At 69.9% G+C, this 22,748-nt stretch carries 23 protein-coding genes; 14 read left to right on the top strand and 9 right to left on the bottom strand.

The window, feature by feature from the left end:
• Positions 1–27 precede the first annotated feature (27 nt).
• Positions 28–1,317 carry a sensor histidine kinase gene (locus J2Y58_RS00265; protein WP_310096929.1) on the top strand — a complete coding sequence of 430 codons (1,290 nt, stop codon included), beginning with the start codon at positions 28–30 and terminating at the stop codon, positions 1,315–1,317.
• 4 nt (positions 1,318–1,321) lie between these two features.
• On the opposite strand, the gene asd is transcribed toward J2Y58_RS00265, so the two are convergent.
• The gene (gene asd, locus J2Y58_RS00260) at positions 1,322–2,173 is read right to left on the bottom strand and encodes an archaetidylserine decarboxylase (RefSeq protein ID WP_310096926.1); all 852 of its coding nucleotides are present in this window, start codon (positions 2,171–2,173) and stop codon (positions 1,322–1,324) included.
• Positions 2,174–2,211: 38 nt separating this feature from the next.
• Here asd and J2Y58_RS00255 point away from each other — a divergent pair, with 38 nt between their 5' ends.
• Positions 2,212–3,870 (top strand): aminotransferase class III-fold pyridoxal phosphate-dependent enzyme, encoded by a 1,659-nt coding sequence (locus tag J2Y58_RS00255; RefSeq protein WP_310096923.1) that lies wholly within the window; start codon positions 2,212–2,214, stop codon positions 3,868–3,870.
• Positions 3,871–4,032: 162 nt separating this feature from the next.
• Here J2Y58_RS00255 and J2Y58_RS00250 read toward each other — a convergent pair whose 3' ends face one another.
• Positions 4,033–4,680 (bottom strand): hypothetical protein, encoded by a 648-nt coding sequence (locus J2Y58_RS00250; protein WP_310096919.1) that lies wholly within the window; start codon positions 4,678–4,680, stop codon positions 4,033–4,035.
• Complete coding sequence (locus J2Y58_RS00245) at positions 4,677–5,309, bottom strand: class I SAM-dependent methyltransferase (RefSeq protein ID WP_310096916.1); 633 nt, start codon at positions 5,307–5,309, stop codon at positions 4,677–4,679. The genes J2Y58_RS00250 and J2Y58_RS00245 overlap by 4 nt, the downstream gene beginning before the upstream one ends.
• A gap of 251 nt (positions 5,310–5,560) precedes the next feature.
• Here J2Y58_RS00245 and J2Y58_RS00240 point away from each other — a divergent pair, with 251 nt between their 5' ends.
• Complete coding sequence (locus tag J2Y58_RS00240) at positions 5,561–5,941, top strand: hypothetical protein (RefSeq protein ID WP_310096913.1); 381 nt, start codon at positions 5,561–5,563, stop codon at positions 5,939–5,941.
• Between the two features lie 178 nt (positions 5,942–6,119).
• Here J2Y58_RS00240 and ald read toward each other — a convergent pair whose 3' ends face one another.
• On the bottom strand, positions 6,120–7,208 hold the full coding sequence (gene ald, locus J2Y58_RS00235; protein WP_310096911.1) for an alanine dehydrogenase: 1,089 nt from the start codon (positions 7,206–7,208) through the stop codon (positions 6,120–6,122).
• 110 nt (positions 7,209–7,318) lie between these two features.
• Between ald and J2Y58_RS00230 the strand changes: the two genes are divergently transcribed.
• Together J2Y58_RS00230 and J2Y58_RS00225 are read left to right on the top strand one after the other, a co-directional pair.
• Positions 7,319–7,801 carry an Lrp/AsnC family transcriptional regulator gene (locus tag J2Y58_RS00230; protein WP_310096909.1) on the top strand — a complete coding sequence of 161 codons (483 nt, stop codon included), beginning with the start codon at positions 7,319–7,321 and terminating at the stop codon, positions 7,799–7,801.
• A 205-nt stretch (positions 7,802–8,006) separates the two neighbouring features.
• On the top strand, positions 8,007–9,443 hold the full coding sequence (locus J2Y58_RS00225) for a methyl-accepting chemotaxis protein (protein WP_310096907.1): 1,437 nt from the start codon (positions 8,007–8,009) through the stop codon (positions 9,441–9,443).
• 171 nt (positions 9,444–9,614) lie between these two features.
• Here J2Y58_RS00225 and J2Y58_RS00220 read toward each other — a convergent pair whose 3' ends face one another.
• Positions 9,615–10,613, bottom strand: a complete 999-nt coding sequence (locus J2Y58_RS00220; RefSeq protein WP_310096905.1) for a Gfo/Idh/MocA family oxidoreductase — start codon at positions 10,611–10,613, stop codon at positions 9,615–9,617.
• A gap of 115 nt (positions 10,614–10,728) precedes the next feature.
• Entirely contained in the window at positions 10,729–11,682 is a 954-nt protein-coding gene (locus tag J2Y58_RS00215; RefSeq protein ID WP_310096902.1) for a zinc-binding dehydrogenase, read from the bottom strand.
• Positions 11,683–11,720: 38 nt separating this feature from the next.
• Between J2Y58_RS00215 and J2Y58_RS00210 the strand changes: the two genes are divergently transcribed.
• Positions 11,721–12,230 carry a DUF1003 domain-containing protein gene (locus J2Y58_RS00210; protein ID WP_310096899.1) on the top strand — a complete coding sequence of 170 codons (510 nt, stop codon included), beginning with the start codon at positions 11,721–11,723 and terminating at the stop codon, positions 12,228–12,230.
• Here the strand turns inward: J2Y58_RS00210 and J2Y58_RS00205 are convergent.
• Together J2Y58_RS00205 and J2Y58_RS00200 are read right to left on the bottom strand one after the other, a co-directional pair.
• Positions 12,205–13,140: a glycosyl hydrolase gene (locus J2Y58_RS00205; protein WP_310096897.1), complete on the bottom strand. Its 936-nt coding sequence runs from the start codon at positions 13,138–13,140 to the stop codon at positions 12,205–12,207. The two genes, J2Y58_RS00210 and J2Y58_RS00205, sit on opposite strands and share 26 nt — an antisense overlap.
• Positions 13,137–13,928 carry a TIGR04290 family methyltransferase gene (locus J2Y58_RS00200; RefSeq protein ID WP_310096894.1) on the bottom strand — a complete coding sequence of 264 codons (792 nt, stop codon included), beginning with the start codon at positions 13,926–13,928 and terminating at the stop codon, positions 13,137–13,139. The genes J2Y58_RS00205 and J2Y58_RS00200 overlap by 4 nt, the downstream gene beginning before the upstream one ends.
• Positions 13,929–14,047: 119 nt before the next feature.
• Here J2Y58_RS00200 and J2Y58_RS00195 point away from each other — a divergent pair, with 119 nt between their 5' ends.
• Positions 14,048–14,959, top strand: coding sequence for a glycosyltransferase family 9 protein (locus tag J2Y58_RS00195; RefSeq protein ID WP_310096891.1), 912 nt, complete (start codon positions 14,048–14,050; stop codon positions 14,957–14,959).
• A complete protein-coding gene (locus J2Y58_RS00190; protein ID WP_310096888.1) occupies positions 14,916–15,314 on the top strand; it encodes a DUF6165 family protein in 399 nt (132 codons plus the stop codon). The genes J2Y58_RS00195 and J2Y58_RS00190 overlap by 44 nt, the downstream gene beginning before the upstream one ends.
• A gap of 81 nt (positions 15,315–15,395) precedes the next feature.
• Here J2Y58_RS00190 and J2Y58_RS00185 read toward each other — a convergent pair whose 3' ends face one another.
• Positions 15,396–15,980, bottom strand: a complete 585-nt coding sequence (locus J2Y58_RS00185; RefSeq protein ID WP_310096886.1) for a histidine phosphatase family protein — start codon at positions 15,978–15,980, stop codon at positions 15,396–15,398.
• A gap of 163 nt (positions 15,981–16,143) precedes the next feature.
• Here J2Y58_RS00185 and J2Y58_RS00180 point away from each other — a divergent pair, with 163 nt between their 5' ends.
• The 6 genes from J2Y58_RS00180 to J2Y58_RS00155 are packed head-to-tail and all read left to right on the top strand — an operon-like array spanning position 16,144 to position 22,678.
• Positions 16,144–17,256: an NAD-dependent epimerase/dehydratase family protein gene (locus tag J2Y58_RS00180; protein WP_310096883.1), complete on the top strand. Its 1,113-nt coding sequence runs from the start codon at positions 16,144–16,146 to the stop codon at positions 17,254–17,256.
• Positions 17,253–18,320: an SDR family NAD(P)-dependent oxidoreductase gene (locus tag J2Y58_RS00175; protein ID WP_310096880.1), complete on the top strand. Its 1,068-nt coding sequence runs from the start codon at positions 17,253–17,255 to the stop codon at positions 18,318–18,320. The genes J2Y58_RS00180 and J2Y58_RS00175 overlap by 4 nt, the downstream gene beginning before the upstream one ends.
• A 26-nt stretch (positions 18,321–18,346) precedes the next feature.
• Positions 18,347–19,414 carry a glycosyltransferase gene (locus J2Y58_RS00170; protein WP_310096877.1) on the top strand — a complete coding sequence of 356 codons (1,068 nt, stop codon included), beginning with the start codon at positions 18,347–18,349 and terminating at the stop codon, positions 19,412–19,414.
• Positions 19,411–20,523, top strand: a complete 1,113-nt coding sequence (locus tag J2Y58_RS00165) for a glycosyltransferase (RefSeq protein WP_310096874.1) — start codon at positions 19,411–19,413, stop codon at positions 20,521–20,523. Before J2Y58_RS00170 ends, J2Y58_RS00165 begins: the two co-directional genes overlap by 4 nt.
• Positions 20,520–21,608, top strand: a complete 1,089-nt coding sequence (locus J2Y58_RS00160) for a glycosyltransferase (protein ID WP_310096871.1) — start codon at positions 20,520–20,522, stop codon at positions 21,606–21,608. Before J2Y58_RS00165 ends, J2Y58_RS00160 begins: the two co-directional genes overlap by 4 nt.
• Positions 21,608–22,678 (top strand): glycosyltransferase, encoded by a 1,071-nt coding sequence (locus tag J2Y58_RS00155; RefSeq protein ID WP_310096868.1) that lies wholly within the window; start codon positions 21,608–21,610, stop codon positions 22,676–22,678. Before J2Y58_RS00160 ends, J2Y58_RS00155 begins: the two co-directional genes overlap by 1 nt.
• Positions 22,679–22,748 lie beyond the last annotated feature (70 nt).

Genomic DNA, 22,748 nt, shown 5'->3' with positions numbered 1-22,748 from the left:
TCGCTGCCCCGTTCGCTACAGGGCCGGATGCTGCTGGTGTCCGCGGTCGCGACGCTGCTGGCGCTGGCGATCGCGGGCGCGGTGATGGCCGGGCTGCTCGGCCGCTTCGTCACCGAGGGGCTCGACCGCCGCCTCGATGCGCAGCTGCTGGTGCTCGCCTCGGTCGTCGACGGCGACGGCCGGGTCGACCGTGCACGGCTGACGCAGCGCGTCGCGGCGTTCGGTGCCGACCCCGGCTGGCAATGGCGGATCGCGGGCCCGGGCGGTGCGCTCGGCGCCGCCGACATCCCCGCTCCCGCCGCCGGTCCCCCGACGCCGCCACCGCCCCCCGCACCGCCCGCGCCGCCCGGCCCCCGCCCGATCGAGGCGCGTGCCCCCGGCGGCGCGGCGCTTCACGCGCGCACGATCACGCTCGCCACCCGCCGCGGCCCGGTGACGTTGACCGCCGCCGCGCCGCGCGCGGTCGTGGCGCGGCCGATCGAAGGCGCACTCGCTCCGTTGCTGATGGCGCTGGCGGCGGTCGCGGCGCTGTTGACCGCCGCGCTGCTGCTGCAACTGCGCATCGCCCTGCGTCCGCTGCGCGCGCTCGGGGAGCAGGTCGCGGCGATCCGCACCGGGCAGCGCGACCGCGTCGACACCGACCAGCCCGCCGAGCTCCAGCCGCTCGCCGTCGAGCTCAACGCACTCGCCGCCGACAATGCCGCCGCACTTGCCACCGCGCGCGCCTCGGCCGCGAATCTGGCGCATGCGCTGAAGACGCCCGTGGCCGCATTGTCGCTATTCTTGCGCGATCAACCGCACCACGCCGCCGCCGTCGCGCGCATCGACCGCACCATCCGTCACCATCTGGCCCGCGCCCGCGCCGCCGCGGTCAACCACCGCACCACCACCGCGCTCGCCCCCGCCGTCGACGATCTCGCGTCGGTGATCGCCAGGCTCCACCGCGACACCGCGCTCGCCATCGACCGCGACGTTCCCGACGATCTGGCCGTGGCGGTCGATCAGCAGGATCTCGACGAACTTCTCGGCAACCTCCTCGACAATGCCGCGCGCCACGCCCGCGCGCGGATCGCGGTCGCCGCCCGCCGCGACGGCCGCCACGTCCGCGTGACGATCGCCGACGACGGCCCCGGCATCCCCGCCCACGCCCGCGCGCAGGTCCTGCAACCCGGCACGCGCCTCGACGAGCGCGGCGGCGGACACGGCTTCGGCCTGTCGATCGTCGCCGAACTCACGGAATTATATGGCGGTTCGCTCACGCTCGCCGCCCATGATCCGCACGGGCTGCTGGTCACGCTGACCCTGCCCGCCGCCTGATCGCTCACCAGTCGGCGATCGCCTCGCCCGCGCGGATCGCCTGCCCCTCGCGCAAGCCCGCGCGCAACCGCGCGCCCGCGGGCAGGAACATCACGATCGTCGAGCCATGCTCGAACCACCCCATCTCCGCGCCCTTCTCGAGCCGGACGTCGCATGCGCGCGTCCCCGGTCCGTGCTCGCGCAACGTCCGCTCGGTGTCGAGGAAGGTCAGCCGGATACTCGCCACCAGAATCGCCGCGACCGGCACCAGCAGCAACGGCCGCGTGCCGCCATGCCCGGCGATCACCGCCCGCTCGTTGCGACAGAACAGCCGCTCGACGCGCTTCAACGCGATCGGATTGACGTTCCAGCAATCTCCCGACTGATAGGTCACGCTGTCGACCGTCATGTCGGCCGGTGCATGGAAGCGGTGGTACATCCCCGCCGTCAGCCGCAGCGTCACGAACCACCCGTCCGCGAAACGCGCTGCGGCCTCGGCATCGGGCACCAGTTCGTCGATGCGGTAGGGAAAGCCCTTCACCTGATAGAGCTGCCCGTCCTCGACCCGCCCATGGGCACCGACGATCGCGTCGCACGGGCTCGCCACGACATCGTCGCCGGGTGCGAACGCGCGCGCGCCCTCGCGCAATCCCCGGATGAACCCGTCGCGCAGGCTCGCGAATTGCGTCGTGGCCGCATCCGACAGATCGACGTCGCAAAAGAACCGCCACGCCGCCAGCGCCGGTTTCGCCACGACCGGATGCTCGGCCGCCGCGACACGCCCGACCAGCGTCGTGGCCCAGCGCCGCGGCAGCCGGTTGGTCAGCAGGAAGTTCAGGTCTTCCTGCATCAGCACGCGCATCAGTCCGTTCCGCATTGTCACACCTGCGTCATCGCGGCGCGCGTAGTGGCGCCATGGAGAAAAAGACCCTCGCTGCCGTCGCCGGGCTCGTCGCCGGCACCCTGTTCGCCGCGACGAGGGGCCGGGATCGGCTCGCCCTGTCGCGCGCCAAGCATCCCGGCCCGGGCGGGCACGTCCGCATGGCCAAGCGCCTTGCCGCGCAAATCCCCTATTATGCGCATGTCGAGGAGCGGTTCTTCCGCGCCGACGGCTGCGACACGACCGTCGCCGCGCGCCGCCGCGCCGCGTTCGAGCGGCTGGCGGCGCTCTATGCGGAGCGCTTCCCCACGACGTTGGCGCTGACTGCCGAGACGCGCCCCGGCCTGTCCGACCTGCAATTCACCGGCCGCTACCGCGCACCCTTCCCGTTCGCGCAGACGGTGCGCGAGCATTTGCCGGTCGGCGCGTTCATGGCGAAATCGGACGGCGCGTGGCTGACCGATCTCGACGGCAATCGCTTCATCGATCTGACCGGCAGCTACGGCGTCAACCTGTTCGGCAACGATTTCTACAAGGAGACGATGCGCGAGGCGCTCGACACCGCCGAGCCGCTCGGCGGGGTGCTCGGCAGCTACCACCCGGTGGTCGCGGACAACGTCCGCCGCCTGCGCGCGCTGTCCGGGCTCGACGAAGTGTCGTTCCACATGTCGGGTACCGAGGCGGTGATGCAGGCGGTGCGGCTCGCGCGCTATCACACCGGGCGCAAACGGCTGGTCCGTTTCGCCGGCGCCTATCACGGCTGGTGGGGCGACGTGCAGCCGGGCATCGGCAATCCGATCCCCGCCGACCACACGCTGACGCTCGCCGACCAGTCCGAACAGACCCTGGCCGTCCTCGCCACACGCAACGACATTGCCTGCGTGCTGGTCAACCCGCTCCAGGCGCTGCATCCCAACGGCGGCGCGCCGTCCGACAGCCAGCTCGTCGACAGCGCGCGTGCCGCCGGTGCGGACCTGCCCGCGTACATCGCGTGGCTCCGTCGCCTCGCCGACACCTGCCGCGCCAACGGCATCGTCCTGATCGTCGACGAGGTCTTCATGGGCTTCCGCCTCGCCCCCGGCAGCGTCGCGCGCGCCTGGGGCATCGATCCGGACATGATCGTCTGGGGCAAGACGCTGGGCGGCGGGCTGCCGATCGGCGTGCTGACCGGGCGCGCCACGCTGATGAAGCGCTGGCGCGACGATCGCCCGGTCGACATCTGCTTCGCGCGCGGAACCTTCAACGCGCATCCCTATGTCATGGCCGCGACCGACGCCTTCCTGCGCCGGCTTGAGACGCCGCAGGTCGCGGCGATGTACGACGGCATGGCCGCGCGCTGGAACGCGCGCGCCGCGCGGCTCAACGCGCTGCTCGCCGCAGCGACGGTGCCGGTCGCGATCGCCAACCTCGCGACGGTCTGGACCTTCCTCTACACCCGCCCCTCCCGCTACAATTGGATGCTGCAATATTACCTCCGTGCCGAGGGGCTGGCGCTGTCGTGGGTCGGCACCGGGCGACTGATCTTCAGCCTCGACGTGGACGATGGGCTGTTTCACGAGATTGCGGAGCGGGTGGTCGCCGCCGCCCGCCGGATGCAGGCGGACGGCTGGTGGGACGGCCCGGCCGCGACCAACAAGCAGCTGAAGCGTCGGGCGCTCAAGGAAGCGCTGGGGGCAAGGCTACGGGGGCGATAACGCCCCCACTCGTCATCCCCGCGAAGGCGGGGATCCAGAACCCATGTGGTAGCGATAGACGCGAAGCAGTCGCCGCAAGGCCGCGCAACCACCGTCCCGATCATCCGCCTTCTCAGCGCGTCTGGATCCCCGCCGGCGCGGGGATGACGGACGCTCGCGGTATCACGCCGCTGCGTGATGGTCGTCGACCCGCCCGTACTTGATCAGCCGCGCCGGCGCGGTGCGATACAGGCGGAAGTCGCTGAACGGATCGGTCACGATCTTCGTCGCCCACACCAGTCCCGTCTCCAGATCGCGCTCGATCCACAATTGCCCGACCCGGAACAGGATCGCCGCCACCCCGAAGAACAGCCACCCGAACCCGACGTGCCGCAGGAAGCCGATCGCCCCCTCCGGCCGCTCGAGCACCCCGAACAAGGTCGGCGACAGCGCCAGCACCACCGGTATCGCCAGCCACAATCCCATCAGCACATATTTGCGCATCAGGTTGTAGCCGACCTTCACCTCTTCCTTATATTCGTGGCTGACGCCGTTCTCTTCGTCGTAATCCTTCGGCTCGAAGAAGAAATGCCCCGCCTGCCGGCTGGTCATCGCCACGCCCCACGCCAGCAGGCTCGCCAGCGCGGCGTCGACGAACAGCAACGCATAAGCGGTGATGAACGTGCAGGCGCTGACGAAATGCAGGCTCTGGTTGATCAGATCGTGGTGGTAATAGCGGTGATCGTCCCAGCGCTGCTCCTTCAACTGCGCGCGGAACCCGGGATTGCCTTGTTCATCCTCGAAACGGAGCTTGCGAAGCGACGGCATCATGCGGTCTCCTTGGCGATGCGGACCAGCGAGAAATGGCCCAGCGGCGGGATCGCGCGCCGCTCGACCAGCGACACGTCGCCACGGTCGGCGATCCAGTCGGTGTAGAGCGCGAACGGAAAGTCGGTGCGGAAGCCGAGCCGCTCGGTGACCGGCATCAGTGCGCGCTCGATCCCGCCACGCAGCCCCTGCTCGGCGCCGACACGGGTGGTGATGACGATCTCGCCGCCCGGCCGGCACACGCGCGCGAACTCGTCGAGGGCGCGACGCGGGTTGGCCACCGCGCTGACCACATACTGCGCGACGACGACGTCGAACGACTCGTCGGCGAAATCCAGCGCCTCGGCATCGCCGACCCGGATCGCCTCGACATTGGGCAGGTTCAGCCGCCGGGTGCGCGCGCGCGCCTTGTCCAGCATGTCCTCGGAAATATCGATCCCGGTCACGCGGCTGGTCGCCGCATAGCCGGGCAGCGAGATGCCGGTCCCGACGCCCACCTCCAGGATGCGCCCGCCGATCCGGTCGGCGGCGCGGATCGCCGCGGCGCGGCCCTGCCGGAAGACGGGTCCGAACACCAGGTCATAGACCGGCGCCCAACGGTCGTATGCCAGCGCCACGCCGGCCGTCGTCATCGTCGCTGTCATTCCCGCCGCTTACCTTCGCTAGGGGCCGCTCCCGGCCCGGAACGGCGACCCTTGTGCGACGGACAGGTGTCAGCGTGACGACGTTTGGGTGACGGCACGCGTCATCGAAGCGACACGCGAATGACACATGAGTCAGCGATCACGCTGATCTCGCTCAACTTAATGAGGATCATGGACATAAGCTGTTCGCTCCTCGTTCGCGACCTCGGGACTGACCCCGCTCCGAAAGGAAGAAGCCGATGGCCGTGAAGTTTGCCGGAACGATGAACGCGATCAATCGCGGGCTGGACGAGACCAAGCCTGCCAAGGGCGTCGACATGATCGAGGATTGGGAAGCCGCACTCGCCGACACCGACGTGCCCGGCGCCAAGGGCATCCTGCGCGACCTCACCTCGCTGCGCAAGCAACTGGAAAAGGACGAGCCCGACGCCGACCGCGTGCACGCGCTGCTTCACCGCCTGGGTGCCGCGACGACCAAGATCGCCGACAAGGCCGAGAAGTCGCAGGACAAGCTGAAGGCGCTCGGCGAAGCGCTGACCGAGGCCGGCGAGGAAGAAGCGGACGAGGAGGAAGACACCGAAGCCGCCGCCGCTCCGAAGCGCGCGCGCAAGAAGAAGTAAGGCAGGCGGGCGGGCGGCTGGGCAAGGCCGTCCGCCAACACGTCATCCCCGCGAATGCGGGGATCCAGACGCACAGGTTCTCGCAAAAGCCGCCACGTCAAAGGTTCTGGATTCCCGCCTCCGCGGGAATGACGAAGGTTGCGGCGGCACCCTCGAGGGCGCCGCCGCCGTCACCCGATCAGCCCGCGCTACCCAGCGCCTCGGCCACCACCTTGTTGACGATCTTGCCGGCGCGCACGTTCACGCCCTCCATCAACCCGGCGTCCGCTTCCGCCGCCGCATAGCCGCGGTCGGCCAGCGCCAGCCCGTACGGCAGCGTTGCGTTGTTCAGCGCATGGCTGCTGGTCAACGGCACCGCGCCGGGCATGTTGGCGACGCAATAGTGGATCACGCCGTCTACCTCGTACGTCGGCTCGGCATGGGTGGTGGCATGGCTCGTCTCGAAGCACCCGCCCTGGTCGATCGCGACGTCGACCAGCACCGCTCGATGCTTCATCAGCTTCAGCATCGGGCGCGTCACCAGCTTCGGCGCCGAGGCACCGGGGATCAGCACCGCACCGATCACTGCATCGGCCTCCGAAATCTCGTGCTCGATCGACTCCAGCGTCGACACGCGCGTGCGCACGCGGCCCTGGAACAGCTCGTCCAGTTCGCGCAGCCGCGGGATCGACCGGTCGATGATCGTCACCTCCGCACCCAGGCCGACCGCCATGCGCGCGGCATGGGTGCCGACCACGCCGCCGCCCAGCACCACGATCCGCGCCGGCTGCACCCCCGGCACGCCGCCGATCAGCACGCCGCGCCCGCCGTTCACCGCCTTCAGCGCGGTGCCGGCCGCCTCGATCGACAACCGCCCCGCGACCTCGCTCATCGGTGCCAGCAGCGGCAGGTGCCCGCGCGCGTCGGTGACGGTCTCATAGGCGACCGCGGTGACGCCGGACGCCTGCAATCCCTTCGCCTGCTCGGGATCGGGGGCGAGGTGGAGATAGGTGAACAGGATCTGGTCCTCGCGCAGCTGTACCCATTCGCCGGGCTGCGGCTCCTTGACCTTCACCACCATCTGCGCGGTCGCGAACACCTCCTCGGCGGTGTCGACGATGCCCGCCCCGGCCGCGCGATACGCCGCGTCGTCGGCGGCGATGCCCACGCCGGCGCCGGTCTGCACGATCACCTCATGGCCATGTGCGACATATTCGCGCACCGCGCCCGGGGTCAGCCCGACGCGATATTCGTGGTTCTTGATTTCCTTGGGCACGCCGATGCGCATGGTCCGTCTCCTGCCGTTTGCACCGATATAGCGCAGCTCGGGCGGTGGAACCGGGCGAAGTGCGCAATGCGCCAGTGACTTTGCGGCGGAATCCGCCATGATCGGCGCCGATGACGCCGAAAAGCTACGCCCCCGATCGAATCGACCGCCGCCTGATCGCGCTGCTGCTCGACAACGCCCGCGCCACCGCCTTCACGCTGGCCGAGGCGATCGGGCGATCGGCGACCGCGGTCGCGCGCCGACAGCGTGCGCTTGAGGAAGCGGGCGTCATCACCGGCTATGCCGCGCGGCTCGACCTGGCCAAGCTCGGTTGCGAGACGATCGTTCACATCAAGATGACGCTGGAGAGCCAGCGCATCGACGTGCTCGACGCCTTCGAGACCGCGATCGTCGCCAGCCCGTCGGTGGTCCGTTGCGAGCTGATGTCGGGCAGCTACGATTATCTCGTGACCGTCCGCGCGCGCGACCTTGCCCATTTCGCGCTCATCCACCGCGACGAGCTGTCGCGGCTGCCCGGCGTCACGCAGATGGAAAGCGGCTTCGTCCTGCGCGAAGTGGTCGCACCGCGACTGCCGCTGGCATTGCTGGAATAATAGATCATTGTCATCGGAACAATCCATGTCCCGCTGAACCCTTTGAGAAGACTTCTTTTTCTATCGACGCCCGGTGATCGGACATCGCCGCCCGCCCTGGTCGGGCAGGAGATTAACCGACCGTTTAACAAGTCGCGCCACAGCTTTCGCCATCCTAACCGGGATTAGGACGATTGTTTGGCGGGGGGGCTCGAAAGGAATAGCGATGATCGATTGGTTCCAGTGCCACGCGCCTATTCGGGTCAAATTCGCCATCATGGCGGCGTTGTATGTCGGATTGTCGGCGCTCTCGCTCGGCGCGACGGCGGGGGCCGTTTACGGCTGGCTGCCGGCGCCGGTCGCGATCGGCATCGCCGCGGGCGTGGTGGGCTGCGTGCTGGTGATCGCGCTGGCCACGCGCCGGCTGATCTGCGACCCTTATGTCAACACGGTGGTTCGCATGGAAGGCATCGCCGCGGACGACGTCGACACCCCGATCGCCTATACGCATTACCGCGACTGTGTCGGGCGCATGGCGCGCGCGATGCAGGTCTTCCAGCGGAACGCCAGGACGCTGGCCGCCACGTCGGTGGAACAGCGCGAGGTGGTCGACGCGCTGAGCGGTGGGCTGGGTCGGCTGGCCGACAGCGACCTGACCCACCGGATCGTCCAGCCCCTTCCGGAGCAGTACGAGACGCTCCGCCGCGACTTCAACCGTGCGATGGACGCGGTGTCGACCACCATCGCCACGGTCGCGACCGCCAGCAGCGGCATCAACAGCGGCGCCGCCGATATCCGCCAGGCCTCCGACGACCTGTCGCAGCGAACCGAGCAGCAGGCGGCGAGCCTCGAGGAGACCGCCGCGGCGATGGACCAGATCACCGCCACCGTTCGCCAGACCGCGGAAGGTGCGCGCCGCGCCAACGCCGCCGTCGGCGACGCGCGGGCGGAGGCGCAGAGCTCGGGCGAGGTCGTGCGCCGCGCGGTCGACGCGATGGGCGGCATCGAGCGCGCGTCCGCCGAGATTTCCGAGATCATCAGCGTCATCGACGGCATCGCCTTCCAGACGAACCTGCTCGCGCTGAACGCCGGCGTGGAGGCGGCGCGCGCCGGCGACGCGGGCAAGGGCTTTGCGGTCGTCGCCAGCGAGGTCCGCGCGCTCGCGCAGCGCTCGGCCGACGCCGCCAAGGATGTGAAGACCAAGATCATCGCCTCCTCGGAACAGGTCGAGGCCGGCGTGGAGTTGGTCAGCGAGACCGGCAAGGCGCTGGAGCGGATCATCACCCGCATCGGCGAGATCAGCACGCTCGTCTCGACGATCGCCGCCTCGGCCGAGCATCAGGCGACCGGGCTCCAGCAGGTCAACGCCGCCGTCTCGGAAATGGACGGCGTCACCCAGCAGAATGCCGCGATGGTGGAGGAGGCGACCGCCGCTGCGCGCAGCCTGGCGGAGGAGGCCGACCGGCTGCTCAGCGAGGTCTCGCGCTTCCGCAACGCCGCCGGCGACCGCCCCGTCCCCCATCGCGCGCCGTCGCCGGTCCACGATCTGCAAGCCCGCGCCGCGCAGGCCGGCCGCGACCTCGCCCGCAGCGCGCGCCGCCCGGTCACCGGCACCCGCGGAAATGCGCTGGCCGTCGCCGCGGAAGAATGGAGCGAGTTCTAAGGCGCAGGGCGGCCCGGCGCATCCTGCGCCGGGACACGCCCGAGCCGGGCCGGCGAGCCAACGCCTTGATCGACGACGCGGCGCCGCCGCGGCGCTGCGCTTGTCGGCCCGCCATCCTGGCAGACGCGACGACACCCACCTCGCGATCGAGGCCCCGGCGTTACGCTCCCCTTACCGTCCCGCCGCATAGATCGCGTCGAGCACCCGCGCGGTCACGACATATTCCTCCGCCGCCGCGTCGAACCGCGCCCCTGCCGCCAGCCGCTGCGCCCAGTCGACCGCCGCACGTCCGCCCCACTCGTCCGGCGGCACCGCCAGCGTCTCGCGCGACGTGCCGCGGAAATGCTCGGCGGTGAAATCGTAGAAGGAGCCGCCGACGTTGCGCAGCGCCGCCCCGCCCTCGGTGCCGTAGAACGCCGCCTCGACCACCGCATCCTGCCCGGCGTGCAGCCGCCACGAACACGCCAGCCGCACCGTCACGCCGTTGTCGAGCCGGATCGTCGCCGCCGCGTAATCCTCCACCGCCTCCGCGGTAACCGGCACGCCGCCCGCATAGAGCGCGGCATCGACGCCCGCGACCTGCGCCCCCGGATTGAGCCACAGCGCCAGGTCGGCCAAGTGGATCCCCAGATCCATCACGCACCCGCCGCCCGATTGCGCGCGGTCGTAGAACCACGGCTTGTCGGGGCCGTAGGCATTGTGGAAGGTCAGGTCGATCGCGAACAGCCGCCCCAGCGCGCCGCTGCGCACCAGCGGCGCGATCGCGCGCATCCCCGCGGTGTGGCGGTAGGACAGGTCGACGCCGAGCAGCCGGTCGGCGGCCCGCGCCGCCGCGACCACCGCCGCATTCTCCGCCGCGTCCCGCCCGAGCGGTTTCTGGCAGAACACCGCCGCCCCCGCCTCCAGCGCCGCGATCGACTGCGCGGCGTGCAACGCGCTCGGGCTGGCGATCACCACCCCGTCGAGCCCAAGGGCGAGCATCTCGCCCAGCGACCCGCACACCTGCGCCGCGGGCGCGGCCTTCAGCGCCTCGGCGACCATCTCCGGCGACGGATCGCTGACCGCCACGGCCTCCACCGCACCGCTGTCGACCATCGCCGCCATCCGGTGCCGCCCGATCCAGCCGGTGCCCAGAAAGCCGACACGCGGTTTGGTCTTGTTCGCCTGCAAACTCTTCTCCCTCCGTCAGTCCCGCGGAGGCGGGAATCCAGAACCCATACCGTTTCGACAGAAGCGCGAGGTCAGCGCGTCTGGATTCCCGCTTCCGCGGGAATGACGGACGAAATCAAAACGTCACCACCGCCTTTACGAAGCCGGCGGGCTTGTCGCGCGTCGCCGCCACCGCCTCGTTCAACTCCGCCAGTGCGAAGCGATGCGTCAGCAGCGCGGCGAGATCCACGCGCCCGCCGGCCACCGCCGCCACCGCCTCGTTCAACCCGCGCAGATTGACGCGAGGGTCGCGCTCATGCGCGTTGATCACGTCGATCCCCTTCCAGTTCCAGTCCTGCATGTTCACCTGCCGCGCGCCGTCCTGGTGATAGCCCGCCACCACCAGCCGCCCGCCGAACCCGACGATCGCGGAGGCGAGGTCAAGCGGCCATTGCTTGCCGACCGCCTCGATCACCCGCTCGCACAGCGCCTCGCCGGTCAGCTGCCTGACCCGCTCGATGATCGCCCAGTGATCGTCCATCGCGATGGTCTCGGCCGCGCCGTTCGCACGCGCCAGCGCCAGCGACTCCTCGCGCCGGGAGATCGCGATCACCCGCGCGCCCGCATCGCTCGCCAGCTTCGTCAGCACTGCGCCCAGGAAACCGATCCCGACGATCGCCACCGTCTGTCCCGGCAACACGTCGGCGCGGCGGAAGATGTTCATCGCGCACGCCAGCGGCTCGCCCGGAAACGGCTGCCCGTCCAGCGCAGCGGGCAGCCGCACGAGCTGGTCGATCGCCGCCACGTCGTACGGCGCGAAGCTGTGCCCCGACAGCATCGTCACGCGCTCGCCGACCGCGACATCGGCCACGCCCTCGCCCAGCGCATCGACGACGCCCCAGCCTTCGTGCCCCATGCCGCCGGGTGCGCCGGGGAAGGTGGACCACGGCTGCCCTTCCCACGGCTCGACGTTCGAGGCGCAGACGCCGCACCCCTCCAGCCGCACACGCACCTCGCCCGGGCCCGGCTGCGGCACCGGTGCGTCCTGGATCTCGAACCGCCCCGGCGCGACCAGGACCGCAGCGCGCATCATGCTTCCATTATCGTACGACAAACGTTGGACTTTCCATGAATGACCCCCGTGATCTGAACGGCGCGCTCGCCGACAACATCCATCGCCTGGCCGAACGCCAGCGCCGCGTCGAGGCGGATGCGCCATGGTCGGACCGGCTGGCCGGGCGGATCACCGCCTTCACCGGTTCGATGCTGTTCGTCGGCCTGCACCTGACTTTCTTCGGCGGGTGGATCGTGTGGAACCTGTGGCTGTCGCCCAGGTTCGACCCGACCTTCGTCGTGCTCGCGATGATCGCGTCGGTGGAGGCGATCTTTCTGTCCACCTTCGTCCTCATCAGCCAGAACCGCATGGGCGCGCAGGCGCAGGCGCGCGCGGACCTCGACCTGCACATCAACCTGCTTGCCGAGCACGAATTGTCACGCCTGACCGCGCTCGTCCGCCAGATCGCCGAGCGCGTCGGCGTCGAACCGCCCGCCGACACCGCCGAGATCGAGCGCGACGTGCGCGCCGAGGACGTGCTCGACACGCTCGATCAGGTCACGCCGCCGCAATCTGCGGGGTGACGGTCGCCGCCGTGCCGGTCGTCGCGGGCGCATAGCGGTCGATCATCCACGCGCAGAAATCCGCAAACGCCTGCGGATCGCGCGCCGCGCTGGTGTGGTGCGGCTGGATGCCGAGATGCTCGGGGGTGAAGCAGAAGGTGACGGTGGTGTCGAAGTCGGCGAGCGCCTCCATCTGCCGGTCGAACCAGTCGATCGCGTTCGGGCGGAAGCTGTCGGCCCAGCTCAGCCCGGTACGCAGCTTCTTCGTTCCCAGCCGCTTCATCCAGGCGACCGCATCGTCGAGCCGCGGGTCCTGGTAATGGAACCACTGCATCAGCCCCATCTCGCCGGCGACCTTGGCGTAGCTGTCGAGCGACGGCTTGGGCGTGCCGTCGGCGCGGATCAGCCCCATGTAGAAGTGGCGGTAGTAGCTCGACCCTTCCGCCTCGCGGTGGCGCGTGGTCGCGCCCCATTCCTGCGGCAGGTCGAACAACGAATACCAATAAATGCGCGGTACGCGCCCGACCAGCAGCTCGGCGGTCTTCTCGACCCCGAAGACCTGCACCTCCTCCGCGCCGAACGAACCGACGCCGACCTCGGTCACCCACACCGGCTTGTCGGTCACCGCCTCGATCTCGGCGATCTTGGCGGGCCAGTCGTGGATGCTCCACAGGTTCCAGTCGAGCGGAAAGCCGTGCACCGCGACCACGTCCACCGCGTCCAGGCAGCCGTGTCCCTCCAGCCGCTTCACCCACAACGGGTCGATCGGAGACATGCCGCCCAGCACGCGCGTCACCGCCGGATTGACCGCCGCGATCGACGCGCCCGCGCGCTTGACCGTGTCGGCGAACAGCGACCAGTCGGGGTCGACCTCCGGATCCCAGTGCGACTTGTTGTTCGGCTCGTTCCAGATCATCGCCGCTTCGATCACGCGCGCACTCCCCCCTTGGATGGATATACCGCCGCGGGCACGCCATGCTCCGCGAAGGGCACGTCGGCGATGCGGCATAGATAAACGTCGTCCTGCGGATGCGCGGTCACCGTGAAGCCGGCGGCGCGCAGCATCGCTTCGGAACAGGCGCGGTTGGGCGCCCACCAATTGGTCCAGTCGCCCGCGAATTTCCGCTCGATGAAATGCATCTTGGGATATTCGGGCGCGTCGAAATAGGCCGGGGGCGTCCAGGTGCCCGGCATGTAGAAGGGGTGGTCCTCGGGCACGACCGCATCGTCCTTCGACCCCTGCTGCATCGTCTGGAACAGCATCAGGTCGCCCGCGACATGCTCGCGGATCAGGTCGAGCGCCAGCAGCGGGTGACGCAGGTGATAGAGCACGCCCATGAAGATCACGAGGTCGAACCGCTCCCCCAGCTGCGCGACGTCATAGACCGACAGCTTGCGGAACTCGACGCTGTCGGCGAATCCCAGCGCCTCGCTCGCCAGCCGCGCCTGCGCCAGATAGCGTTCGTCCCAGTCGATCCCGACCACGCGCTCGGCACCGCGCCGCTTCATCTCGACCGAATAGAAGCCGGCGTTGCACCCGATATCCAGCACCGTCTTGCCGGTCATGTCCTCGGGCAGGCACACGCCGAACTCGGCGAACTTGTTGCCGGGATAATCGAGCAGGAAGTGATCGGGCGCGGTCTGGATGCCGCCGGGCAGGTGGATGTTGTGGAACCACGGCGCGAGCCGTTCGACACGCGCACGCAAATCGGTCGTCATTTCGCCCCCGTCACCCATTGCAGCATCAACCATCCTGTCGACCCGCCGTTCCATTCGCCTGATCGCAATCAAGTTTTTCATCCGGAACCGCCGCCGGGGTGTGCAGCGTTTGCGGCGGGATGACCGATCGCGGCTGGACCGAGGCGATGCGCGCGGAGCGTTACGAGGACGCCTGGGCGATCGAGCAGGCGGTCCTCGCCGCGCGCGACCCCGCGACGCGCGACGACCCGCGCCTTCCCTATCATCAGCGCTGGGTCTGGGACGGCCGCGCGCTCGACGGCTGCGACGTGCTGGTGCGCTGCTACCACGGCCTCGGCGACACGCTGCAATTCGCGCGCTTCCTGCCCGCGCTGGCGGCCCGCGTTCGATCGGTGACGCTGGAGGCGCCCGCCCGCCTCCACGCGCTGCTCCGCTTTCCCGGCGTGACGCTCGCCGCCTTCGACCCCGCGCACCCGCTCCCCCCGGCCGAGCGCGACGTGGAGATCACCGAACTCTGCTCGGCGCTCCGGCTCTCGCCGCGCGACGCCCCCGCACCGTACCTCCACGTCGCCCCCGCCCCGCTGCCCGCGGCCACGATCGGGCTGTGCTGGCAGGCGGGCGACTGGGACGCCGATCGCTGGATCGCCCCGGACCTGCTCGCCCCGATCGCCGCGCAGCACCGCTGCCTGTCGCTGGTCAGCGCGCCCACCGACCTGCCGGTCGTCAATCCACAGGGGTGCCCGTTCGACCTGCCCGCCACCGCCGCGCTGGTCGCCGGCTGCGCGCTGGTGGTCACCGTCGACACGATGATCGCGCACCTCGCCGGGGCGCTCGGCCGCCCGACCTGGCTGCTGCTCAAGGCCGCGCCCGACTGGCGCTGGAACCCCGCGCGAACCGACAGCGCCTGGTACGGCAGCATCCGCCTCTATCCGCAACCCGCGCCCGGCGACTGGGCGACCCCGCTCGCCGCCGTCGCCCGCGACCTCGCCGCCTTCGAAGGAGTCCATCATGGCCAGTCTTCCCGCCCCGTCGGTGCCCGTCTCCTGGGGTGAGTTGCTCGACAAGATCACCATCCTCGAGATCAAGCAGGATCGCATCGCCCGCGCCGAGGCGCGCGCCAATGTCGCGCGCGAACATGCCTTGCTCGCCGACATCGGCGCCGGCGTGCTGGGGCAGGAGGCGGTCGCGCCGCTGTTCGAACAGCTGAAGACCGTCAACGAGGATCTGTGGGAGATCGAGGATGCGATCCGTCGTCAGGAGGCCGCCCGCGCCTTCGGCAGCGAGTTCGTCCGCCTCGCCCGCGCGGTCTACGTCAAGAACGACGAGCGCGCCGCCTTGAAGCGCGCGATCAACCTCGCGCTGGAATCCGACCTGATCGAGGAAAAGAGCTACGCCGCGCTGAACTGACCACCCGTCGCCCCTGCGCAGGCAGGGGCCCATGTCTGTCAGATCCGTCGCACCGCCGACCCTTACACCGACGCTTCTGTGTCACCCCGAACGCTCGTTCAACGCCACCAATCGCGCCCCCTCGCCTTCCAGCACCAGCGTCGTCACCGATCCCGGATCGCACCCCAGCTGGAAGATCCGCGCCATCGGCAATCCCAGGTAGTGCGCGACCACGCCGCGGATCACGTCGCAATGCGACACGCACAGCGTCACCCCCGCCGGCAACCCGGCCACGAACCCGACCGCGCGCGCCACCGCCTCGCCCATCGTCTCGCCGTTCGGGCAGCGCGCCGTCCCGCGCGCCGCATTCCACTGCGCCCAGTCGGGATCGTCCGCCAGTGCCGCGAAGGACAGGCCCGTGAACCGGCCGAAATCCACCTCGTCCAGCGCCGCCGCCTCCTCGACCGGCAACGCCAGCGTCGCGGCGACCGCCGCTGCGGTCTCGCGCGTCCGCGCCCGCGGGCTCGATACGATCCGCGTCACGCCGCGCGGCCTGACCAGCCTCGCCAGCCCGTCCGCCTCCGTGCGCCCTTGCGCATCCAGCGCAATCTCGGAGCGCCCGCTCAGAACCTGCCCCACTTCGGCATGATGCCCGTGCCGGGCGAGCAGCACCGTTCGAATCGCCATGTCCCGATGTCTATCGATCCAGAAACGCCCGTCCGGAAAATTACGCTTGCGCAATAAATTACGGAACCAAGCTAAGTAGAAGATGTTCTTGCCCACGTAATCAAACAGCAATGCACGCGCGTGTCATTGATCCAAATCAATCGTGGGGCGGGAGAATATCGGCGTGGAATCCATTCTCATCACCGGCGGGGCCGGTTTCATCGGCCGTTTCGTTGCCGATGAGTTGCTGTCGCGCGGGCACAAGGTACGCGTGCTCGACAGCCTGATCGAGCAGGTCCACGGCGATTGCGAACGTCCCCCGCTCCTCAATGACGAGGTCGAGCTGATCCGCGGCGACGTCCGCAACGGCGACGTGGTTACCAAGGCGCTCGACGGCGTCGACAGCGTCATCCACCTCGCCGCCGAGGTCGGCGTGGGCCAGTCGATGTACGAGGTCGAGCGCTATACCTCGACCAACGACGTCGGCACCGCCGTGCTGTTCGAGAAGCTGATCGACAAGCCGGTGCGCCGCGTCGTCACCGCTTCGTCGATGTCGATCTACGGCGAGGGGCTGTATCGCGACGCTGACGGCAACATGGTGCAGGATGCCGAGCGCAAGGGGCTGCGCGACGGCCTGACCAACTGGGAACCGGTCGACGCGCAGGGCCGCCCGCTCACCCCGGTCGCCACGCCGGAGTGGAAGCAGCCGAACCTCGCCTCGATCTACGCGCTGAACAAGTACGTGCAGGAACGCACGACGCACATCATGGCGGCGCCCTACGGGATCGAGGGCGTCTGCCTGCGCCTCTTCAACGTCTACGGCCCCGGCCAGGCGCTCTCCAATCCCTATACCGGCGTGCTGGCGATATTCGCCTCGCGGCTGCTCAACGGGCAGCAGCCGATGATCTTCGAGGACGGCGAGCAGCGCCGCGACTTCGTGCACGTCAGCGACGTGGCGCGCGCCTTCGCGGATGCGCTGTTCCTGCCGCAGGCGGTCGGCGGCACCTTCAACATCGGTTCGGGCCACGACCGGTCGGTGACCGAGGTCGCGACCGAACTCGCGAAGGCGATGGGCAAGAACGAACTCGCGCCCGAAATCGTCGGCAAGGCGCGGATCGGCGATATCCGCCATTGCTTCTGCGACACCACGCTGGCGCAGGACCGGCTCGATTTCCGCGCACGGCAGGATTTCACCGCCGGGCTCGCCGAGCTGGCCGAATGGGTCGCGCAGCAGACTGCCGAGGACAAGGTCGCGACGATGCGCGCCGAGCTCGAGAAGCGCGGGCTGGTCGCATGACGCCGGAAGGAACGGGAGGGCCGGTGCTGGTGACCGGCGGCGCCGGCTTCATCGGATCGAACCTCGCCGACCGGCTCGCGGGCGACGGCCATGACGTGGTCGTCTACGATCGGCTCGCGCGCGCCGGCGTGGAGCGCAACCTGGACTGGCTGCGCAAGCGCCACGGCCACCGCATCCGCTTCGTCCACGCCGACGTCCGCGACGCCGCGCGCCTCGCCGACGAGGTCGCAAGGGCGAAGGCGGTGTTCCACTTCGCCGCGCAGGTCGCGGTCACGACCAGCCTCGACGACCCGGCGGACGATTTCTCCACCAATATCACCGCCACCTTCCAGCTGCTCGAGGCGCTGCGCACCCGTGCCCCGCACGTTCCGCTGATCTTCGCTTCCACCAACAAGGTGTACGGCGACCTCGCCGACCTCGATTTCGCGCTGGAGGACGACGCCTATCGCCCCGTCGACGCGCACGTCCGCGCGCACGGCATCGGCGAGGCGCGCCCGCTCGACTTCCACACGCCCTATGGCGTGTCGAAGGGCGCAGCCGACCAATATGTCCTCGATTACGCGCGCAGTTTCGGGCTGAAGACCTGCGTGTTCCGGATGAGCTGCATCTACGGGCAGCGGCAGATGGGCACCGAGGATCAGGGCTGGGTCGCGCACTTCCTGATCCGTGCGCTGAACGGCGAGCCGATCACGCTGTACGGCGACGGGCATCAGGTCCGTGACGTGCTCGACGTGCGCGACGCGGTGAACGCCTATCTCGCCGCATGGCAGCGGATCGACGATGTGGCGGGTCGCGCCTTCAACCTTGGTGGCGGCCCCGACAATGCGGTCAGCCTGCGCCAGTTGCTCGCGCATATCGCGACGCTCACCGGTCGCCCGGTCGATGTGCGCTATTCGAGCTGGCGTGCCGGCGACCAGCGCTACTTCGTCGCCGATGCGCGCGCTGCGCAGGCCGCGCTGTCGCTGCCGCCGCGCCGCGACTGGCGCGAGGGGGTCGGCGCGCTCGCCGACTGGCTGACGCGCGAGCGCGGCGTACCAGAGGTCGCCATCGAGGCCGCTGCGTGACAGCTTGTCGCAGCGGGCGCTTGTTGATGACCGCCGATACGGTCGGCGGCGTCTGGCAATATGCGCTCGGCCTCGCCGCCGATCTGGTGCGCGCCGGCTGGTCGGTGGATCTCGCCACGCTTGGCCCCGCACCCCGCGAGACGCATCGCACGCAGGCACAGGCGGCGGGCGTCACGCTGATCGACACCGGCCTGCCGCTCGACTGGCTTGCAACAGACGCGGACGCGGTGGCGCGGTCCGCCGACGCGATCGCCGCGCTCGCGGCGGCGCGCGCGGTCGATGTCGTCCAGCTCAACCAGCCCGCGCTCGCGGTCGCGCGCTTCGCCATGCCGGTCGTCGCGGTCGTGCACAGCTGCGTCGCCAGCTGGTGGGACGCGGTCGAGCACGGCCCGCTCCCCGCCGATCTGGCGTGGCAGACCGATCTGGTCGCGCGCGGCCTTGCCCGCGCCGACACGATCGTCTGCCCCACCCGCGCCTTTGCCGCCACCGTCCAGCGGCGTTACGCGCTTCCGGTCGCGCCGCTGGCGATCCACAACGGCCGCACGCTCCCCGCCGCGACCGGCGCGCTCGACGCGCGCGCCTTCACCGCCGGGCGGTTGTGGGACCGCGCCAAGAACGTTGCCGTCCTCGATGCCGCCGCCGCCGCGCTGTCGCTGCCGTTTCGCGCCGCCGGGCCGGCGCGCGGCCCGCACGGCGAACGTGTCGCGCTGCGCCATCTCGAACCGCTCGGCCGGATCAGCGACGCCGCGGTCGCGCACGCGCTGTCGGGTCGGCCGATCTTCGCCAGTGCCGCGCGCTACGAACCGTTCGGGCTGGCGGTGCTGGAGGCGGCGCTGACCGGCTGCGCGCTCGTCCTCTCCGACATTCCCACCTTCCGCGAATTGTGGGACGGCGTCGCCACCTTCGTCGCCGCCGACGATGCCGCCGGCTTCGCCGCCGCGATCGCGCGGCTCGCCGCCGAGCCGGACCGTCGCGCGGGCGCGGGTGCCGATGCCCGCGCGCGCGCGCTCGCCTACACGCCCCAGCGTACCGCCGCCGCGACCGCCGCCGTCCTTCGGCGCGCCATCGACGCCAACCGGCGCGCCGCGGCATGAGGTTCGTCTATTTCACCCACAGCCTGGCGTCGTGCTGGAACCACGGCAACGCGCATTTCCTGCGCGGCATCATGTCCGAACTGCTCGCGCGCGGGCACGACGTGAAGGTCTATGAGCCCGCCGGCGCGTGGAGCCTCGACAACCTGCTGTCGGACAGTGGTGAGGCGGGGCTGGACGCCTATCGCGCCGCCTATCCCGAATTGTCGTCGCGCACCTTCGCCGCCGATGCCGACGTGGCGGCGCTGGTCGACGGCGCCGATGTCGTGATCGTCCACGAATGGAATGCGCACGACCTCGTCGCCGCGCTGGGCAAGCTGCGTCGCGACGGCGCGCGGTTCACGTTGCTGTTCCACGACACCCATCACCGCGCGGTCAGCGCGCCCGAGGAGATGCGCGCCTACGACCTCGACGGTTACGACGGGGTGCTCGCGTTCGGCGAGACGCTGTCGCGCGTCTATCGCGACTGGGGCTGGGGCGACCGCGTCTGGACCTGGCACGAGGCCGCCGACACCCGCCGCTTCTTCCCCGTCGACGGTGAACGGCGCGATGGGCTGGTCTGGATCGGCAATTGGGGCGATGGCGAACGCACTGCGGAGATCGAGGACTATCTCCTCGCTCCCGCCCGCGCCGCCGGGCTGCCGCTCGATATCTACGGCGTCCGCTACCCGGACGAGGCCAGGGCGATGCTCGCCGGTTACGGCGCACGCTATCACGGCTGGGCACCCAATGCCGCCGCGCCGGCGATCTTCGCGCGCGCGCTGGCGACCGTCCACGTGCCCCGCCGCTATTACACGACGATCCTGCCCGGCATCCCGACAATCCGCGTGTTCGAGGCGCTCGCCTGCGGCCTGCCGCTCGCCAGCGCGCCGTGGGACGATGCCGAGGGGTTGTTCCGCCCCGGCACCGACTTCCTCTTCGCGGACACGCCCGACGACATGACGCGGATCCTCGGCGATCTTCGCCACGATCCTGCGCTTCGTGCGTCGCTGGCGACCGCAGGGCTCGACACCATCCTGAAACGCCACACTTGCGCGCACCGCGTCGACGAATTGCTCGCTATTTTGGGCACGATCGATGCACCCTCGCACTCCCGGAGCACACCTGCGTGAAGATCGCCTTCTACGGATCCAGCCTGCTGTCCTCCTATTGGAATGGTGCAGCTACCTATTATCGCGGCATTTTGCGTGCGCTCGGCGAACGCGGCTACGACATCACCTTCTACGAACCCGACGCCTTCGACCGCCAACAACACCGCGACATCGATCCCCCCTCGTACGCGAAGGTGGTCGTCTACCCCGCCACCCCGGAAGGCTTGCGTAACGTATTGGCGGAGGCCGCGAATGCCGACATCGTCGTCAAGGCGAACGGCGTCGGCGTGTTCGATCGCGAGCTGCTCGAAGGGGTTATCGCGAACGCTCGCCCGGGCGCGCTCAGGATCTTCTGGGACGTCGACGCCGCCGCCACCCTCGACGAAATGCGCGCCGACCCCGACCATCCGGTGACCGCCGCGCTGCCGCACCTCGACATGGTCCTCACCTACGGCGGCGGCGACCCGGTCGTGAACGCCTACCGCGGGTTCGGCGCGGTGGAATGCGTCCCCGTTTACAACGCCCTGGACCCGCAGACCCATCACCCGGTGCCCGCCGACGATCGCTTCGCCTGCGATCTCGCCTTCCTCGGCAACCGCCTTCCGGACCGCGAAGCCCGCGTCGAGGAATTCTTCCTCCGCCCCGCCGCCCTGCTGCCCGGACAACGCTTCCTGATCGGCGGGAACGGCTGGGATAGCAAGGCGATGCCCGCCAACGTCCGCCACCGCGGCCATGTCTTCACCGCCGAGCACAACGCGTTCAACTGCACCCCGCGCGCCGTCCTCAACGTCGCGCGCGATTCGATGGCGCACATCGGCTTCTCCCCCGCCACCCGCGTGTTCGAGGCGGCCGGCGCCGCCGCCTGCCTCATCACCGACGCCTGGGAGGGAATCGAGCTGTTCCTGGCCCCCGACCACGAAGTGCTGGTCGCGCGCGACGGGCAGGACGTCGCCGACCATCTCGCCGCCTTGACGACCGAACGCGCGCAGGCGATCGGCCAGGCGGCGCTCCGGCGCGTGCTCGCCGAACACACCTACGACCTGCGCGGGCAGCAGGTCGACACGCTCTTCAAGGCGCATGCCGCGCGCCAGCGCGAGGCGGCGTGATGAAGCTCGTCGTCCTCGGCCTCTCGCTCAGCTCCAGCTGGGGCAACGGCCACGCCACCACCTTTCGCGCGCTGCTCCGCGCCTTCGCCGCACGCGGGCACGACGTGCTGTTCCTCGAACGCGACATGCCCTGGTATGCCGCGCACCGCGACGAACCCGCCCCCGATTACTGCCGCCTCGAACTCTACGGCAGCCTCGAGGCATTAGCCGACTGGCGCACCGAGATCGCGCAGGCCGATGCGGTGATGGTCGGCTCCTACGTTCCGGACGGTATCGCGGTGGGTCGCCTCGTCCAGCAATGGGCGCACGGCACCACCACCTTCTACGACATCGACACGCCGGTGACGCTCGCCAGGCTGGATCGCGGCGCGTGCGACTATGTATCGCCGGAGGTCATTCCCGGCTACGACGTCTATTGCTCCTTCACCGGCGGCCCGACCTTGCGGCTGATCGAGGAGCGCTACGGCAGCCCCGCGGCGCGCGCGCTGTATTGCTCGGTCGATGCCGATCGCTACCGCCCGACGGGCGCCGCGAAGCGCTGGGATCTGTCCTATCTCGGCACCTACAGCGACGATCGCCAGCCGACGCTCGAGCGGCTGCTGATCGAACCCGCGCGCCGCCACCCCGACAAGCGCTTCGTCGTCGCCGGCCCGCAATATCCCGCGACGATCGACTGGCCCGCGAATGTCGAGCGGATCGAGCATCTTGCGCCCGCCGACCATGCCGATTTCTATTCCGCCAGCCGCGCGACGCTCAACGTCACCCGCGCGGACATGATCGCCGCCGGCTGGTCGCCCTCGGTGCGGCTGTTCGAGGCGACCGCGTGCGGCACCCCGATCGTCTCCGATCGCTGGCCCGGCATCGACGAGCTGCTGACCCCCGATGCAGAGATCCTGCTCGCCGACACCGCCGCCGACGTCGAGGCGGCCCTCGCCCGCCCGGACCTCGACGCGATCGGCACCGCCGGGCGTGCGCGCGTGCTCGCCGAACACACCGCGCAGCACCGCGCCGCGGAGCTGGAGGCGCATCTCCACGAAGCGTCCGCTGCGAAGCTCGCGCCGGTGCGCTAGGCAGGGAACGAAGCACGCCTGATCCCGGTTTAGCCGTCGAACCCGCATCGGGCGGTCCCGGTGCGGTCCA

The sequence above is a fragment of the Sphingomonas sp. BE138 genome (assembly GCF_031456125.1).
GTDB lineage: Bacteria > Pseudomonadota > Alphaproteobacteria > Sphingomonadales > Sphingomonadaceae > Sphingomonas.
This window is presented reverse-complemented; position numbering and strand designations above follow the sequence as displayed.